At 59.8% G+C, this 13,860-nt stretch carries 18 protein-coding genes; 3 read left to right on the forward strand and 15 right to left on the reverse strand.

The genetic code is table 11. The features are described from left to right. Nucleotides 1-8: 8 nt before the first annotated feature. The 7 genes from F8N49_RS17870 to F8N49_RS17900 are packed head-to-tail and all read right to left on the reverse strand — an operon-like array spanning nt 9 to nt 4,563. A complete protein-coding gene (locus tag F8N49_RS17870) occupies nt 9-860 on the reverse strand; it encodes a DNA cytosine methyltransferase (RefSeq protein WP_151552004.1) in 852 nt (283 codons plus the stop codon). Next, complete coding sequence (locus F8N49_RS17875) at nt 821-1,021, reverse strand: Com family DNA-binding transcriptional regulator (protein ID WP_130888900.1); 201 nt, start codon at nt 1,019-1,021, stop codon at nt 821-823. Before F8N49_RS17875 ends, F8N49_RS17870 begins: the two co-directional genes overlap by 40 nt. Nucleotides 1,022-1,023: 2 nt before the next feature. Then, nucleotides 1,024-1,533, reverse strand: a complete 510-nt coding sequence (locus tag F8N49_RS17880) for a DUF4376 domain-containing protein (protein WP_151552005.1) — start codon at nt 1,531-1,533, stop codon at nt 1,024-1,026. After that, the gene (locus F8N49_RS17885) at nt 1,527-2,537 is read right to left on the reverse strand and encodes a glycine-rich domain-containing protein (RefSeq protein ID WP_130888902.1); all 1,011 of its coding nucleotides are present in this window, start codon (nt 2,535-2,537) and stop codon (nt 1,527-1,529) included. The genes F8N49_RS17880 and F8N49_RS17885 overlap by 7 nt, the downstream gene beginning before the upstream one ends. After that, on the reverse strand, nt 2,537-3,088 hold the full coding sequence (locus tag F8N49_RS17890; RefSeq protein WP_151552006.1) for a phage tail protein I: 552 nt from the start codon (nt 3,086-3,088) through the stop codon (nt 2,537-2,539). Before F8N49_RS17890 ends, F8N49_RS17885 begins: the two co-directional genes overlap by 1 nt. Further along, nucleotides 3,081-4,202: a baseplate J/gp47 family protein gene (locus F8N49_RS17895; protein ID WP_151552007.1), complete on the reverse strand. Its 1,122-nt coding sequence runs from the start codon at nt 4,200-4,202 to the stop codon at nt 3,081-3,083. Before F8N49_RS17895 ends, F8N49_RS17890 begins: the two co-directional genes overlap by 8 nt. Continuing rightward, nucleotides 4,186-4,563: a GPW/gp25 family protein gene (locus tag F8N49_RS17900; RefSeq protein WP_130888905.1), complete on the reverse strand. Its 378-nt coding sequence runs from the start codon at nt 4,561-4,563 to the stop codon at nt 4,186-4,188. The genes F8N49_RS17895 and F8N49_RS17900 overlap by 17 nt, the downstream gene beginning before the upstream one ends. A gap of 93 nt (nt 4,564-4,656) precedes the next feature. Between F8N49_RS17900 and F8N49_RS17905 the strand changes: the two genes are divergently transcribed. Continuing rightward, nucleotides 4,657-5,526 (forward strand): hypothetical protein, encoded by an 870-nt coding sequence (locus F8N49_RS17905; protein ID WP_130888906.1) that lies wholly within the window; start codon nt 4,657-4,659, stop codon nt 5,524-5,526. On the opposite strand, the gene F8N49_RS17910 is transcribed toward F8N49_RS17905, so the two are convergent. Genes F8N49_RS17910 through F8N49_RS17930 form a run of 5 tightly spaced genes read right to left on the reverse strand, consistent with a single transcriptional unit; the run spans nt 5,523 to nt 10,764 of the window. Continuing rightward, nucleotides 5,523-6,056, reverse strand: a complete 534-nt coding sequence (locus tag F8N49_RS17910) for a phage baseplate assembly protein V (RefSeq protein WP_151552008.1) — start codon at nt 6,054-6,056, stop codon at nt 5,523-5,525. The genes F8N49_RS17905 and F8N49_RS17910 overlap by 4 nt on opposite strands. A gap of 25 nt (nt 6,057-6,081) precedes the next feature. Beyond that, nucleotides 6,082-7,116 (reverse strand): phage late control D family protein, encoded by a 1,035-nt coding sequence (locus F8N49_RS17915; protein WP_151552009.1) that lies wholly within the window; start codon nt 7,114-7,116, stop codon nt 6,082-6,084. Continuing rightward, nucleotides 7,104-7,310: a tail protein X gene (locus F8N49_RS17920; RefSeq protein ID WP_130888909.1), complete on the reverse strand. Its 207-nt coding sequence runs from the start codon at nt 7,308-7,310 to the stop codon at nt 7,104-7,106. The genes F8N49_RS17915 and F8N49_RS17920 overlap by 13 nt, the downstream gene beginning before the upstream one ends. After that, on the reverse strand, nt 7,310-8,188 hold the full coding sequence (locus tag F8N49_RS17925) for a phage tail protein (RefSeq protein ID WP_151552010.1): 879 nt from the start codon (nt 8,186-8,188) through the stop codon (nt 7,310-7,312). Before F8N49_RS17925 ends, F8N49_RS17920 begins: the two co-directional genes overlap by 1 nt. After that, nucleotides 8,188-10,764 (reverse strand): phage tail tape measure protein, encoded by a 2,577-nt coding sequence (locus F8N49_RS17930; protein ID WP_151552011.1) that lies wholly within the window; start codon nt 10,762-10,764, stop codon nt 8,188-8,190. Before F8N49_RS17930 ends, F8N49_RS17925 begins: the two co-directional genes overlap by 1 nt. An 18-nt stretch (nt 10,765-10,782) precedes the next feature. Between F8N49_RS17930 and F8N49_RS17935 the strand changes: the two genes are divergently transcribed. Further along, entirely contained in the window at nt 10,783-11,043 is a 261-nt protein-coding gene (locus F8N49_RS17935) for a hypothetical protein (RefSeq protein WP_151552012.1), read from the forward strand. Nucleotides 11,044-11,102: 59 nt separating this feature from the next. On the opposite strand, the gene F8N49_RS17940 is transcribed toward F8N49_RS17935, so the two are convergent. Next, a complete protein-coding gene (locus tag F8N49_RS17940) occupies nt 11,103-11,417 on the reverse strand; it encodes a phage tail assembly protein (RefSeq protein ID WP_130888913.1) in 315 nt (104 codons plus the stop codon). 162 nt (nt 11,418-11,579) lie between these two features. Here F8N49_RS17940 and F8N49_RS17945 point away from each other — a divergent pair, with 162 nt between their 5' ends. Then, nucleotides 11,580-11,873 carry a hypothetical protein gene (locus F8N49_RS17945; protein ID WP_130888914.1) on the forward strand — a complete coding sequence of 98 codons (294 nt, stop codon included), beginning with the start codon at nt 11,580-11,582 and terminating at the stop codon, nt 11,871-11,873. A gap of 48 nt (nt 11,874-11,921) precedes the next feature. Here the strand turns inward: F8N49_RS17945 and F8N49_RS17950 are convergent, their stop codons facing one another. Continuing rightward, on the reverse strand, nt 11,922-12,281 hold the full coding sequence (locus F8N49_RS17950) for a DUF6124 family protein (protein WP_151552013.1): 360 nt from the start codon (nt 12,279-12,281) through the stop codon (nt 11,922-11,924). A gap of 115 nt (nt 12,282-12,396) precedes the next feature. After that, nucleotides 12,397-12,762 carry a DUF6124 family protein gene (locus F8N49_RS17955; RefSeq protein ID WP_122692007.1) on the reverse strand — a complete coding sequence of 122 codons (366 nt, stop codon included), beginning with the start codon at nt 12,760-12,762 and terminating at the stop codon, nt 12,397-12,399. Nucleotides 12,763-13,860: the final 1,098 nt, after the last annotated feature.

A 13,860-nucleotide genomic window follows, 5' to 3' on the forward strand; every position in this document is an offset into this window, starting at 1 on the left:
CTGTGGGGTTAGTGGGCTTTGATTAGTTTTTCGGCGATCCATTGCGCGATTTGCGGGACGACGGCGTTTCCGGCAGCGAAAGCTTCTGCAAGGTTGGACGCATCCAGTCCGAGGCAAAGCCCATCATCGTCAGACGTTCGCTGCCGCTCAACCATCTGATGCCATCCGTTCGGGTGAGCGACGAAAGTGGTACAGCCCATAGCGATCTGGGAGCCGGCTTTGTTTGCCAATAGAGTATTGGCAGCCCATGCATCCGCGGGCCGTGGCCAGGGTTGCGATTGAGACGCTGGAGGTATTGCGTCCACTGGCGCGGCGTCAGCCAGCAGCTCGATGGGGGGCATTCGGTGATGACCGGCGACCAGGAATATCCGGCGACGTTGCTGGGGGACTCCGAAATATTGAGCATTAAGCACTCGCCAGCATCCCACATACCCGCTGTCCGCAAGGGCCCGGACGACTGTTTGAAAGTCTCGGCTATCGTTGATAGCGAGCAAGTTAACGACGTTCTCAAGGACCACCCAGCGAGGTTGTGTTTCTTGGAGGATGCGTATGACTTCCCAAAACAGGCCGCTGCGCTGGCCTTGCAGGCCTCGGGTGTGTTGGTTGCCGGGGCGGCTGCCGGCGTTGCTGATGTCTTGGCAGGGAAAGCCTGCGGTGATGACGTCAACGGATTGCAGGTTGTTGGCGCCGCAGTGGCGCACGTCTTCGTGTTGGGTGGCATGCGGAAATCGGTCGGCAAGGACAGCCCGGTTGGTGGGGTTGAGTTCCACTTGCCAGGCGGTGCGGTAGCCTGCTTTTTCGAATCCTTCATCAAAACCTCCTATGCCTGCGAACAGGCTTCCAATGGTGGGCTGGGGCACGGCTGCGCTCTTGTGGGCAGATGCTCAGGGCATTCGGATAGGAGGCTCGGGGCCTTCAGGTGATTGAGTGTCCGGCAGCGCGGGCACTTGATTTGCAGTTCGGTGAAGCTTTGGGCGGCGGCGAGTTTGCGGTGGCATTGACCACAGCGGATGTCTTGCATGTTTATGTCCCTGGGGCGGTTGGCCAGCCGTGGTCGAGCATGTCGGGGGAGTAAGTGCCTTTATTCAACGCGTCGAGTAATTCGAATTCACGGTTGAAGCAACCTTGTATGTGGCTGCGCACGGCAGTGGCCAAGCCGATCAGTTGTGTCGCGGTAAGTTCGACCGGGCCGTTTAGGGTTTTCCAAGTGCAGGTGTAGTTGGGGTCGATCAGCGCTGATACCGCCGCTGCCGTGATCAGGGCTTGGCTTTCGCGGCTGGTCTCAATGGATATCCGGTCGAGGGTCAAGCCGGCTGTTTCGTGCTGGTAACGTGCAGCGGCGATTGTTCGCGAATGATCGATGGTCGGCGCTGGTGCCGGTGAGAACACACCATCTATCCACTGCATGCCTGGTTGGGTGTTGCGCGGACAGATCACCCAGATCAGTGCGGGATGAAATCTGTCCTTTGGGTCGATGGTGGTGATTTCAGTGACGGTGGCGTTTTCAATTCGAGCCCATGTGTTGGTCACCATTGGATGGTCACCCGGCCAGCCGCGCCATTGGGTGCCACGCTGGCGCCACGGCCGCCGCCGCCATGCCCAGGTGTTAAGGGCGCGGTGGGGTCATCCCACGAAGCGCCGGACTCACCACCTCCACCTGCGCCGCCTATAAAGCCAACATTGTGAGCGCTGCCGACAGGATGGCCTCCGAAGCCAATGGATTCGTTTTCATCGCCCCCTACGCCTACGCCACCATGAGGTGCCTGACCATCGAGTCTTCCGCCGTATCCCTGGGTTGCATTGAGGTAAATGCCGAAAGACGACGTCCCACCGTTTCCACCTTGGGTGTTCATATGGGACGCCCCGATACCGCCCGCGCCGACGGTTATCGTTACGGATTTCAGGCCACGCAAATCGACCAGTTTTCTGGCGATGCCTGCGCCCGATCCTCCCGACGGGCCTGGATGGGTCATGGAACGTGCGCCACCACCGCCGCCGCCAATGACGACGACCCATGCCTTGGTCACGCCTGAGGGTACATCCCAAGTGTAAATCCCGGGCTTGGAGTAAACCTTGCAGCCGCGGAACGGGAAAAGAGCGGCAAGCGTATGGGGCGTCACAAATGTGTTGGTTTCAACGCCTGATCTAACGGCGAATTGGATCGCGATCCGCGCGATTCCCGATGCTCTTTCGGTGGCTTGTACCGTTTTGGATGCGATCGCCTGATGAACCCCCAGCGCGTTGATCGGTTTGTGCGTGTCAGTGCCTTCTTCAGCTTCGTATTGGCTGGCGAAGGCGACTGCGTAATCAGACAAATAACGAAAGGCAGAGCGCGCGTAGGTCAGCTGTTTGGCTTTGCCCACCGACTCCGTCCCACTGATCAACGCTTCGATCTTCTGTTTTAACCAAACGGTGCGATTGCTCAGTTGTTTGATGGGCAGATTGGTCACGCCCTCGGGGCCGCCGACGACGGGGTCGGAGGTCTCGATCTGGTAGACGCCGGGCGTCCATTGGTTGGTTTCGGGTAGGTCGGCCATTAGCTGCTTCCGTGGTTGTATTGGCCGTCGTAACGGGCGACTGCGTTGTAGCGGATGGCGACGGCTTGGTAGTCGAGTGAGACCAGCCGACAACGCGCCGGGGCGACGGATAGAAGGACGCGGCGTATGAGTACCGCTTGATCGTTGGTGATGGTGCGTTTGAGGATGACGCGGTACAGCGGCCAGACAGTTGGCGGGCTCGGCTGGTTGTCGGCTTGTGTTTGCGGGCCTTCTTGCAGGGTGACTTCGCCGAAACCGAGCAAGTAGATGACTTCGCGGATCGCCCACGGTGTGCCCTTGAAACGGTGCAGTTCGATGGCGTTCTTGATGAGGTTGCGCTTGGCTTGCTCGGACTCGGCCAACTGCCACGCGGCTTCGTCCAGCAGTGAGAACTGGTCGGCCAGATGTGGCAGCAGCCTGGGTTTTACCAAGTCGATCAGGTAGACCAGCATGGCGTTGAGGTCGAGGTCGGCGAGTGACTGGTCGAGCAGTTCGCACAACAGCGTGAAGCGCGCGTCGCCGGCCAGCGCAGGGGTTAGCGCGTCAGCCATCGGCGACCCCGGCGTCAGTCAGCTTGATGGCGGTGCAATGTGCCCATTGGTTGCTTTGAAGCTCACGCAGGTTGACCGGTTTTTTTACGTCCGCGCGGTAAACGCCGGGCACTTGCAGCGCGGCGGTGAGTTGTTCCGGGACGAGATCGTGCCCCAGCGCGGCGCTGCATGTTTGGGCATAGCGTGTAGCGGCGGCTTTCGCTGCCGCCATCACGGCGCTGCGGTCGGCGTTTGCATACAACGTGAGGTGGGCGGTGATCTGGTAGCGGACCTCGATGGGCGCGGCCGCGATTACGGTGTCGCACAGCGGGCGAAGTTTCTCGCCGCTGATTTGCTCTGTGATGTCTTCCAGCAGTTGCGGCGTCGGCAGGCCATCGGCGGTCAGCGGAAAGAGCGCAACGTGACCGTCGGGTTGGCCTTCGTCGGGGCCGTGGACGGCGACATCGATGATGGATTGGTGCACGGCCAGCGTGTGATAGCGGTACGCGGCGCGGCTGCCGGCGTTGCTGAAGGCCTCGGGCGCCAGGATGATGCGCTCGCGGTAGCGGTCGTCGTTTTCGTCTTCGGCACCGTTAGCCGTGGTGGTTGTGTTGCTGGCCGTGAGGCTTGGGTCTGGCGCGTTGATGAGCGCGCTGATCTGGCCGAGGGTCCAGCCATTGCCTTGCTCGCCCAGCGTCTGGCACGTGGCGGTGACCGACACTTCGGTTTGATAGGCAGGCAGCGTTACATCGCGGTCGGTGGTGAAGACCACTTTGGCGTCTTGGGTGCTGACGCGTGTGCCTACCGGGATGAGTAACGCTTGAGCGGTCGCGGTAGGCAGGCTGAAACGCACGGTGCACCGGGCGGCTTTGGCCAGCAGACGCGGCGTGGCAACCAGTTCGCCCAGATAATCGAGGATCGGGCCGCGAGCAAAGCGCACCAGCAGTTGTTCGCCAGCGTGTTGAATGCTCATCTGCAAGCGGGACACGGCGTAGGCGATTTGATCGATGTACAGCCGCTCGATCTGTGCCGGGTACAGGGTTTTGCCGGATGCCTTTTCGTAGCGGGCGATCAGATCCGCCTCCAGCGCGGCGGGGTCGATCTTGATGAATTCGGGTTTAGGCAACGCGCGCATACGGCACCTCGGTGAGCTGCTGGCGCTGGCCGGTGATGCGCCATTGCACGCGGGCCGTGATGTGGTGGGCGCTGATCTGGATGTGGACTTGATCGACCGAGACGCGCGGCTCCCACTGGCGCACGGCGTCGAAGGCTTCGCGCACCAAGTGCGGCGTGACGCGATCGGTGGGCCAGTCAAGGTAACGGTGGAGGTTGCTGCCGAACTCGGGACGGTGCGGGTCGCTGCCTTTCGGTGTGGTGAGGATGATGCGCAGGGATTGGTCGATGTCGCGCAGGCCTTCGACGATCTCGCCGGTGGTACCGAGTGCGGGTTGCCAGTGGGCTGCGGTGATGTGGGTGTGGGGGATGGGCGTATTCATGGGCCCATGGTGCTAAACCTAAGGGCGCCGAGCTTTTAATCGCATTTAAAGAGATGCACTATCTCGCACTATTACAAATAAAAAGGGCATGGAATGAGCCGGTTTCTTCTCTACATAGACATCTTGGGGTTCTCTGACATGACCCGAGATGAGCCTCGAAAGGTGGCTAGGGTCTATTCGATTCTCGATACGCTCAATGCTCATCATCAAACAAATTTCAGTACGATCGTTTTTTCAGACACCATCTTGGTTTACAACACGGCTGATGCTGGAAGTGATCACGCGCGAGAGGATTGCGTTTGGCTGCTGACAGAGTTCGCAGAGGATCTTCACCACCGATTGACGGGACAAGACATTTATTTTCGTGCCGTTTTGGTTGAAGGCGATTTCACTCATTACAAGCTAGAAAACGTCGAATGCTTTTTCGGGGGGGCGCTGATTGATGCGCACAATGCTGAGAAAGGTATTCCTTCGCTCGGCCTCTTTATGAGCGCCGCCTGCGTCAAATACAATCGTTTTTTCCGTACTGCACCGTTCAGCGATCAGTTCGAGTTTGTTTATCTTAACCGCAGCCTAGAAGATCTGAACAAGCTATCCACGGGTATATATCCCTTCGACCTCGAACTGCCAGGTGACGACTACGCACCCTATGTGCCTTGGCAGGTACGTTTTTTGAAAGATGTCCACTTTCAAATGCGCTCACATAAATCCCCGCTCGTGAGAGTGAAATTTCTGACTGCTTGGGATTTTTACTACAAACGTTACCCGGAGATGCTGCAAGCGCTGATCGAACACAATTTCGACCTCTCGGCCCTTGGTCCCGCCGGCACATGGAAGAGTTTGGAGCAGACAATGGAAAGTGACATCAAATACTTCAAACGCATTGGCAGTGGTACCGCTCTCTCAATGGCCCTCACACAAACCTACAAAAAGAAGAAGCCCACCCCCGCGAAAAAGCTTTAATGCTTGTGGTGGTTCGAGTTTCCCCCATCATCCGTGACTGTGCCGTTAGCGTGAATATTGCCTCTAACAAGTAGGTTGCCATTAAACCTGACCTGCTGGACGTCAAGAGTTGCCGACGGCGTTTTCACCAGAATTGATTCATTCGCTTCAATTGTGATTTTGTCTCCGCATTTCATACTCAACGCGCCAACACACTCCAACCTCATCACCCCCGCCACCCGGTCATACGCCACCACCGTCCCATCGCTATACCGCACAAACTCCGTGTCCTCATCCACCACCGGTGGTGGCTCCGCCGTCGAATAAATCCCGCCCAAACAAACCCCGCCCACGCCATCCGCGTCCAGCAGCACCGCCACCTGTTCGCCGATCTCAGGCATCAGTGGTCGGCGTTGTGTGCCTTGGGTGTTGCGTTGTGGAATGTTGAGCCAATAGGTCTGGACGCCGTCACGGTCGTCGAGGCGTACGCGCAGGCGGCAGGTTTGGTGGTCCAGGGCGGTGACTTCGCCGTATTCGAGTTGGGTGGGCATGGGAGGCTTTGCCTTTGGTGAGTGGTTAATGGTTTGAGATGCGGGCGACCTGTTGGGTCGTGGTGTAGCCGGATTGGCGGGTGATGCGGTGGGTGGATGAGGTGATGAGGTAGCGGCCGTTGAGTTGGCCGGTGGTGAGGAGTCGGATGACGTTGCCGCTGGTGAGGTGCGGTTGGCCTTGGGTGGTCCATTGGCCGGTGGTGCGTTGGCGGTTGGCTTGGGCGACTTCGGCTTTCGCTTTGGCCTGGGCCTGTTCGGTGGTGGCGCTGCGCTGTCGGCTTTTGTGGGTGTCGGCGCTGGTGGTGGTTTGGCTGACACTGCTCGGGGCGGCGACGGTTTGGTTGTTGACCAGCGTGTAGGTGATGAGCTGTTTTTTGGCCGGGTCTTTGTGTTTGATTTCGATGGCCTTGGGCACCGTTTTGATTTGGTCGCGCAGGTTGATATTGGCCAGGTCTGTGAGGCGATGCGTGGCGACCGGGGCGGCCTGCGCCAATCGTTGAATGGCGTGGAAGACCAATTGCCGGCCGGTGATTTTGAAGGCGTAGTCGTAGGTTGCAGCGAGGTTGCGCAGGAACGTCAGGTCGGTGTCTTGCTGGGTCAGGCGGTCGAGTGGGATGGGCTCGATGTGACCGACCAGAGTGAGGCCTTGGCGGGTGGCGACCTGTTGAGCGATGGCGGCCAGGGTGAGGTCTTCGTAGGCGCGGTGTTCGACGGTGCGCAACGGGCCGTTGATGCCGGTGGCCAAGGCATGAATGGTGATGGTCGAGGGTGGGCCGTTGAGTTCGACCTCGTCAATTTCCAGCCGGCCGAGGGTTCGCAACGGCGCGCCTTGCCAGCCGATCGCCAAGGTCAGCGTATCGCCGTGGCCAGGGTACCAGGCATCGCGCCAGCGGCCTTGAGTGTCTTCGAGTTCGACCTCCAGGCTGTCGGCGTTGCCGGTCAGGTGGTCGGTGTAGGTCAGTGACAGCAAATGCTCGCTCACATCGCGGGTGATGTTGCGCTGCTGGTAAGTCAGCACAAAGCGCGCCTGCAAAACGTGTTGCGGGTTTAGCGCATCCATGGCGGGACGTCCTGGGCGGTGGGCAATGCATTAAGTAGCGGAATGGCCAAGGTCAGGCCCGAGGGCAACGTAGCGCTCAGCGGGACGTTGGGGTTGGCTTCGACGATTGGAAAGTAACGGTGAGCGTCGCCGTAATAACGCCAGGCCAACTGATCCCAGCGCTCGCCTTCGGTGGTCAGGTGCAGAATGAACATCAACGCCTCCGGGTCAGGATGTCGGCGGCCAGCCCGGCCAAGCGATCGCTGGCGCCGTCCAGTACCGTGACAGCTTGGTCAAGAGCTTCATGTGAAGCGCCAAAGCGATTGACGATGCTGGCAAGGTCGACGGGATTCAGGCAATCGCGGGCACCCATGACACTGCCCAGCACGTCTTCGCCCAACCGGGACAGGTCAGCGCCGTCACGCAGCAACCCGGCAGCGCTGGCAAGACCTTGCAGCGGCTCGATGGCTTGCGCAGTGACGCCAAGCAACTGCGGGACCTGAGCGAGAATGTCCTCGGGGTCGCCGTCCTCGGCCCACTGATAGAAGATCTGAGCTTGGTGCAACACATTGCCGGCGGTTTTGGCGTGGCGAATGACGTTCTGTGCCGTACTGGGCGCCGCTGCCTGGCGCGAGATCACGCCCGGTGAATCCATGGCCGGCGCGGTGTCGCGGGCCGTGGGATCGAGCAAACCGGGCGTATGAGCCTTGCGAATAAACGCGCCGGTGTACTCGCGCAGACTGATCTGCAACGTGGCGGCCAGCAACTGCCCAGTGGCCGAGGTGCGGCGGATGACGTTGCTCAAATGGGTGATGACGTACGGGCCCAGGTATTCACCGCTGCCCATCACCCACGCCAACGGCTGGTGCTGAGTTTTGGCCAGACGCAGCGCGCGCAAGCGCTGCTCCGGGTCGCCCAATATCGGGTGCAACTCGAGCGTCAATTGGCACTCATCGAGCCCTTCGCCGACCCACTCCAGCAACGGTTTGCCCTGCATGCGCGGGTGCTCGGCCCAGTCGGCGGCGCCGCTGTGTTCAATGGCACTGACGCCGCCGGCCACGGTGAATTCGATGTCGCCGAGAATGGCAAACATCAGAATCCACCCTGGGCTGACGGCCCGTAACTACGACGACGAGCATCGTGAAGGTAGCGCTCCATCATGCGCGTCCACTCACCGTAAGCGGCTTGCAGCCCGTGGTTGATAGCTTCAGGCCCGGCGCCAGCGGGCACGTTGATCTGCGGCGAAAAATGGAAGGTCATGCTGGTCGCCGCGCTGGTGGCCGAAGCGCTGTCGCCACCCATACGGCTGGCCCTGGACACCTGCTGAAGGTCCGGCGGCGCCATGTCGACGCGGCTCTGCTCGGCCATGCCCAGCGCGGCCTGCTTGACCAGCCCCGCATGGGCAGCAATGCCCAACGCCGCGCCTTGGCTGATGTTGGCACCGTAACCGATGAACACGCGGCTGGGCGACTCGATGCCCAGGGTTTCAGTGAACCAGCCTTTGATGGCCGAGCCGATGCCGACCACGCTGTCTTTCACCGCGCCGAGACTGTTACGCAGGCCATCGACCAAGCCGATGATGAGCATGCCACCGAACTCCGTGAACGTGCCCGGCAACTCGACGCCCAAGTAATTCATCACCCCGGCAAACGCACGGTAGATCAAACCCAACGGCGAGAAGTTGACCAGCAGCGCCAAGATGCCCGTCAGCCCGCCGTCAAAACCGGTTTTGACCTCCGCCCACAGCTCGGTGAAAAACGCTTTGATCGGCAGCCAGTGTCGGTAAATCAAATACGCCGCCATCGCGATCCCGGTGATCAACAGACCGATAGGGTTCATCATCAAGGCTCGGCCCAGCCAGAGAACGGCTTGGCCTGCCAGCTTCAGGCCAAACAGCAACGTACCGCCCAACACCTTGCCCAACAACAAGGCACCGTGCGCCATCAGCTTGAGCGGGCTGGTCAGCGCCATGAGCAGGCCGCGCGTGAATAGCCCCGCGTATCTCCCAACCGCCAACAGGCCCGTACCCAGTCGTTTAAGCGACGACATCAACGGCGCGAACTTGCCCATCTGCCACGCACTGCGCAGCAAGGTGAAACGCGCCGATAGCGCCGTCACCGTCGTGGACATGGCCACCAACGGCGCGACGACCAGATTGGCGCCGTACGCCAGGCCGATAAACGCCAACTTGCCGAGCAGCAGACCGCCGACCAAACCGACAACGCCTTTGATCAACGCCGGGTGCTCACCGGCCCATGCCGAAAATCCACGCATCAGCGGCACCAGCGCTTGGCTGATCTCGACGATCGCTGGCAGCAACGCGTTGCCGACAGAAATACCGATGTCGGCCAGGTTGATGCGCAGGGCTTTCAATTGCTCCTTGGTACTGCCCATCCGTTTGATCCAGTCGTCATCAAGCACGCCCTGGTCGGCGGCGTTGCGGCTGCCTTGCTCGATGCCGGCCATGTCGTGCTGATTGGCCAGCGCCGGGCGGATGAACGACAAGACCTGCTGGTCGGCAAACAGCTCACCTAACTTGTAGGCCTGATCCAAGCGCGCCAGCGCCGTTTGCCGCTCCTGCTGGTCGTTGATGGCCAGTGCCTTGCCGTACTGCGCGGCGGCGTCGGGGGCGTCTTTGCCCAAATGCTGGGTGAGGATGCTGAGCATGGCTTGCGCTGGCGACAAACCTTCGCTGACCAGATTGTGCAGGCTGCCTTTGAGGTCGATGCCGGCCTTCTCGAACGCCTTGAGGGTGTCGGGTGCCGTGAGCTTGGAGAGGAAGTTTTTGAAGTTGTTGGCGGCTTCGTCATTGCTGCCGGCACCGCGACGGGCGATCTGCAGTGATGCGCCGATCTGCGCTGCGGCGCGCTCGCCGGTGATGCCGAGGGCGGCGAACTGCGGCGTTAATTGCGGCAGCCACTTGGCCATGTCGGCCAGCTCGAATTGCCCGCTTTTACCGGCAAAGGCCAACATGTTCATCGAGCGCTCAAAGCCTGCCGCGCCGATGTTCAGGTTGTCGTTCAGGGCGATGGCCACCGCGCCGAGGTGCTCCATGCTGGCGCGCGTCGCGGTGGCGGTTTTGGCCAGCACTGGCGCGTAGTCCGTGAGCGCCTGGAGGTTATCGATGCCGCCGGCGACCAACACGGCGGTACCATTGGCGACGTCGGTTTGGGTCTGATTCCAGGCCAGCGCGGCGCCGCGCATGGCCATGCTCAAGCGTTGCTCTTGCGCCGGGTCGAAACCGCCGCCAATGGCGATGTCACGGGTCTGGTCCTGAAAATTAATGGCGGTTTTTATCGACTGTACGATGGGCGCGCCCAATGCCGCGCCGGTGCCAATCGTCTCCATGGCTTGGCCGCGCAACTGGCTGCGCTGACTTCTGAGCGCATGACCGCGCGCCAAACTGGCGTCGAGCTGCTGTTGTTTTAGATGCAGTTGATCAAGGGTATGGCCGACCGCGTCGTACTGGCGACGCAACTGGCCGATGCCGGCGCCGCCACGGGCCAATGACGCCGCCAACTCGTGGCCCAGCTGTTGTTGCTTGAGCGTGAGCCCATCGACGGCGCGGCCCAAGTGGCGCACGGTAGATTGCGCCGACCCAAACGCAGCGTTGAGGCTGCCGGAGACGACGGCGCCGATTTTTAGACCGATGAGGACTTCGTTGGCCATCGTTGCTACGCTTTGGTCATGTTTGAAAAAACCGCGTTACGCACTGCCCACACCCTCTATGCACTGGCCATTGGCGCCGGTGTGATCGGCCTTGCCTGGGTGTGCTTGGTGCATTTGCCGTGGTGGGCGGCGATGGCGGCGTTCTGTGTGGGCCTGCCGTTACTGGCCATGGCCGCCGCCCCCTTGGCGGCGGGCGGTGCGCTGGTGGCGGGCGTGGCAGTCGGTTTGCTGGCAGTGGTCAGCGGCGCGCTGGCTCGGCGTGTTCGAGCCGGCGATTGATCTCGCGCTGACAGACCTCGACCCATCGCCAGTACTCGACCATGTCGAGCCGTTCGATCTCAGACGGCGGCAACCTCAGCACCAGCAGCAGCGCTTCGTCCCAGGACTGGAGCAAGGTTTCGGCCGGCTGCCATTTCCCGCAACACCTCGGTGGCGAGCGTTGAGTCGGCAATGTCGAACTCACCCAGATCTTCAAGGGTGATGCCCAACAGCTTGGCGACCAGCAGGTCTTCCATGGCGCCTTCGTCTTTGGTCACCACTTGCGCGGCGCTGATGTCTTTGCGCTTGAGGCGTCTGATAGGCAGTGCCGACAGGAGCTCGCCGCTGGCGCTGGTGAAGGGGAATTTGAGGGTGAAGGTGTGGGTGTCGGTCATCGTCATGGCTCCGGGTTCAATACGGGTCTATCCGTGAAGACGTGATGATGAAGCGGTTTTATGTGACTGCCTTTTAATCCGATTTAAAGAGCCCGTGATGAGCGGAAAATTGACTATGATCACCCAGCCAAGGCGCAACTCTGCGCCCAAAAGGAGAAGGCAGTGAGCGTTGATAACAAAGCAGAATTTAATGTGCTGGTGGGTAAGATTCTAAGGATGTTGGTAGATGCGTGCCCTGCGCAAGTCAGACTGAATGCTGGAGTCTTCGGTCTCGAATCTGGCTCGTATGCCAGCGGCTTTTACGAACCATCATCACAGGAGCAATTTCTAACCGAGACGCTGCAATGGTTAGTCGCCGAGGGTTATATCCGAGTTGAGTCCAACAGCGATTATTACGTTGCGACGTTCCAAACCTTAAAACTTTACGGCTCCGTTCCTAACGCGCTCACCAACTAAGGAAAGCAGTCAGTCGCCAGACTGACTGCTTTTGCGTTCGCATTGGCTCTAGGACGTGGGCACAACGTTATCCAACGCTTTGTTCACGGCCAACTCCCCCAACATCACTACCTGCGCAATGCCCAACAAAGTATTGCGCCGTGAGCCTTCCAGCATCCCGGCGAAATCACCGAGCATCACCGTGGCCGAGGCCAGGGATTCGCAAGCGTTGACCAGCAAGGATTCGGTGTCGGATTCCGGGTTGACCATAAACAACGTGTTGGGACTGTAGGGCGTAGCGTTGATCTTGGCCGGCGCGAGGTAATGGTCGAGCGCGCGCTCGGCGGCGTCGTGAAGTTTTTTTGAATGGAAGGATTCATAAGGCGATACCGATTCGGTGACCGGCGGATGGGGCGGTGTCTGTGACATCAGCTGAAACTCCGATGAGAGTCGCTTGAGCGTCTGGATAAGAGGATGCCGCGCCACGGCTGTGGCGCGTCCGCTGGCAGTGAGGGAGCACGCCCCCTCATGCCTGGGTTGCCGGCTAGTTCGACACGCGTCGGCTGTCGAGCACGCGATTGACGATCAGCTCACTCAACATGATCACCTGCTGCAACATCAGCAGTGATCGACGCTGTGGGTGGTCAATCACGCCGCCGATTTCGCGGGCCATGTCGTTGGCGGCTGCCAGCGATTCACAGGCTTCGACGAGCAACGTTTCCTCGTCAACAGTGGGGTCGATGAGAAAGATCCTGCCTGGCTGACGCTTGGGGATCGTGGTCTTGAGCGTCTGAGGGTCGAGGTAAAAGTTGATGGCGCGAGCGGCCGCATCTTTTATCCGCTGAGGTTCGAGCGCGGGGTCGTACGGAATTGAATCGTCTGCTGGCGGGTTTGGCGTTACTTTGAACATAGATGAATCTCGTATCGAAGTAGATAAGGAGCCATCACCCACGCTACCAAACGATGGGTGGCGGCCATGCGCGGGTTGGTAGACCGGTCGATACGCAACCCGGCGCTCACGAATGAGCCCCACGCATGCCCACCATATAAAGCTCAGCCACAAATATGAGGCTGAATAAGGTGGCGCCTTACGGCGATATCGGAGCGGGCTACCAAACCCGATCACTGTTTAGCAGTGACAGGGAAACGATATAGCCCAACCGATAGCCGTGTAAGCCGGCGGATTCTGAAGTACCCGTAGGCAGCGGCGCAAGGCGTTGTAGGCTTTTTGGAGTAACAGTTGGTGTAATTTAAACGTGATTGCCAAATCGCGTTTATGCCCTGCACGCGCCTGATTGATCTCACCTTTTAGGATGTAGCAGATTCCAGATCTTGCGGCTGTCGCGTCGCGTTGTTGCAGGGGCGTATGAACGCAGGAGATGAGCAAAAAAGTTCGCCGTTCGGCCAAGAAAACGGGAGCTGAATGTCCGCGGGGGGCCTTGATGAGTTGGCCGTTTGATGACCGATTATGAAAGGCGGCAGCTGCGCGCAGGTTAGTAGGCCGGCAGGAATTAGGGAGACCGGCGCGCCCGAAAGCGCCCTGCGCACAGCCACCAAACACGGAAGTGACCGAAAAGAGACGACTGCAAACCAACGATCAAACCTCGGACCTGCTCAATCCAGAGGCTTTCACACCAGCCCGCAATCGCCATAAAGGTCAGGCAGGGACAACCTGTTCAATCAGGAGGTTGAATCTTGACGCTACAGGTCGCCCTGCCTGGTCACATGGGCGGTGACGGGGCATACGATACCGTTGAGCTGACAGATACGCTGCCGGGGGATTCGGCCTTTTCTGTAGGCAATTGCACCGCAGACAGTAGCCTTGTGACGTTGCGTAGCCACACCAAGGAATATGGCGCACAACCACAGCCGAAACCGCTTGCCAAGTTTTAGGTTGGCCTTCGCCATCGCGGCGGTTAGTCTGGCTGGACAGCTGCCGTCTATTATCTTAATAGGGACATTCGGCGCTCCCCCAGAATTATTATGAGCAAGACAAAGGAAACTCTCA

It is taken from the genome of Pseudomonas sp. GXM4 (assembly GCF_008923895.1).
Lineage (GTDB): Bacteria > Pseudomonadota > Gammaproteobacteria > Pseudomonadales > Pseudomonadaceae > Aquipseudomonas > Aquipseudomonas atacamensis.

What these genes read in the sequence shown, in the direction of transcription:
- F8N49_RS17875 (WP_130888900.1), bottom strand. Translation starts at nt 1,021, where the DNA reads ATGCAAGACATCCGCTGTGGTCAATGCCACCGCAAACTCGCCGCCGCC.
- F8N49_RS17880 (WP_151552005.1), bottom strand. Translation starts at nt 1,533, where the DNA reads ATGGTGACCAACACATGGGCTCGAATTGAAAACGCCACCGTCACTGAA.
- F8N49_RS17885 (WP_130888902.1), bottom strand. Translation starts at nt 2,537, where the DNA reads ATGGCCGACCTACCCGAAACCAACCAATGGACGCCCGGCGTCTACCAG.
- F8N49_RS17890 (WP_151552006.1), bottom strand. Translation starts at nt 3,088, where the DNA reads ATGGCTGACGCGCTAACCCCTGCGCTGGCCGGCGACGCGCGCTTCACG.
- F8N49_RS17895 (WP_151552007.1), bottom strand. Translation starts at nt 4,202, where the DNA reads ATGCGCGCGTTGCCTAAACCCGAATTCATCAAGATCGACCCCGCCGCG.
- F8N49_RS17900 (WP_130888905.1), bottom strand. Translation starts at nt 4,563, where the DNA reads ATGAATACGCCCATCCCCCACACCCACATCACCGCAGCCCACTGGCAA.
- F8N49_RS17905 (WP_130888906.1), top strand. Translation starts at nt 4,657, where the DNA reads ATGAGCCGGTTTCTTCTCTACATAGACATCTTGGGGTTCTCTGACATG.
- F8N49_RS17910 (WP_151552008.1), bottom strand. Translation starts at nt 6,056, where the DNA reads ATGCCCACCCAACTCGAATACGGCGAAGTCACCGCCCTGGACCACCAA.
- F8N49_RS17915 (WP_151552009.1), bottom strand. Translation starts at nt 7,116, where the DNA reads ATGGATGCGCTAAACCCGCAACACGTTTTGCAGGCGCGCTTTGTGCTG.
- F8N49_RS17920 (WP_130888909.1), bottom strand. Translation starts at nt 7,310, where the DNA reads ATGTTCATTCTGCACCTGACCACCGAAGGCGAGCGCTGGGATCAGTTG.
- F8N49_RS17925 (WP_151552010.1), bottom strand. Translation starts at nt 8,188, where the DNA reads ATGTTTGCCATTCTCGGCGACATCGAATTCACCGTGGCCGGCGGCGTC.
- F8N49_RS17930 (WP_151552011.1), bottom strand. Translation starts at nt 10,764, where the DNA reads ATGGCCAACGAAGTCCTCATCGGTCTAAAAATCGGCGCCGTCGTCTCC.
- F8N49_RS17935 (WP_151552012.1), top strand. Translation starts at nt 10,783, where the DNA reads ATGTTTGAAAAAACCGCGTTACGCACTGCCCACACCCTCTATGCACTG.
- F8N49_RS17940 (WP_130888913.1), bottom strand. Translation starts at nt 11,417, where the DNA reads ATGACCGACACCCACACCTTCACCCTCAAATTCCCCTTCACCAGCGCC.
- F8N49_RS17950 (WP_151552013.1), bottom strand. Translation starts at nt 12,281, where the DNA reads ATGTCACAGACACCGCCCCATCCGCCGGTCACCGAATCGGTATCGCCT.
- F8N49_RS17955 (WP_122692007.1), bottom strand. Translation starts at nt 12,762, where the DNA reads ATGTTCAAAGTAACGCCAAACCCGCCAGCAGACGATTCAATTCCGTAC.